1 protein-coding gene is annotated in these 966 nt (G+C 51.1%); it reads left to right on the top strand.

The window, feature by feature from the left end; genetic code table 11:
* Positions 1 to 957 (top strand): T9SS type B sorting domain-containing protein (locus K8089_RS16145; RefSeq protein WP_237604318.1); only part of this gene is annotated, 957 nt, incomplete at its 5' end.
* Positions 958 to 966 lie beyond the last annotated feature (9 nt).

Genomic DNA, 966 nt, shown 5'->3' with positions numbered 1-966 from the left:
GGGCAGGACCCGGCAGACTTCAGCATAACCTTCCACGAGACGCAGGAAGGCGCAGAAACGGGCACGGGCATTATCACCTTCCCGTATGTAAACATCATCAACCCACAACGTATCTATGTACGGGTAACCAACGAGACGAACATTTTTGAGCCAAGTTGTTATTCCGTAGTGGAGATGATACTGAAAGTGGAGCAACTTCCAGATGTGGTACTCGATGACGAATACCGCCTCTGTGTGGATGAGAACGGCAACCCGATAGCCCAGGAAGAGGGCAGTCCCTCGCCACCGGTTATCGATACGGGCCTAGACCCAACGCTCTATACCTTCCAATGGGATCTGAACGGGGTGATCATTGTAGGGCAGAACGGTCCATCGATCATTGCACTTGAGGGCGGTACCTATACCGTGACCATTACCGAGCTAGCTTCGGGCTGCGAGAGCACGGTCACCACTACGGTGATAGTATCCTCGCCACCGGAAACCTATGGAGCTACCCTTGTAAACGGTGCCTTTGCGGGCAACCACATAATAGAGGTAACCACGACCGGGCAGGGCACCTACGAATATCAATTAGATGATGGTCCCTTCCAGGACAGCAATATTTTTGAGAACGTTGCCCCCGGCGACCATACCATAACCATCCGCGATATCAATGGTTGCGGTAGCGTAACCTTTGATGTGGGCGTGATAGACTACCCATTGTACTTTACCCCCAATGCAGATGGCTACCACGACACGTGGAACATCATCGGTATTGCCAGTGGCGACCCTACGGCAAAAATATATATCTTTGACCGCTTCGGAAAACTGCTCAAGCAACTAAGCCCGTTGGGTGAGGGATGGGACGGCACCTTCGGCGGCAATCCAATGCCATCGAGCGATTACTGGTTCAGAGTGGAATACACCGAGAACGACATCCGAAAAGAATTCAAAGGACATTTTACCCTAAAACGATAAATAGAAATT

This window comes from Aequorivita vitellina (genome assembly GCF_022008365.1).
Lineage (GTDB): Bacteria > Bacteroidota > Bacteroidia > Flavobacteriales > Flavobacteriaceae > Aequorivita > Aequorivita vitellina.
Note: the sequence above shows the minus strand (reverse complement) of the source record. Positions and strands in the feature narration are given on the sequence as shown.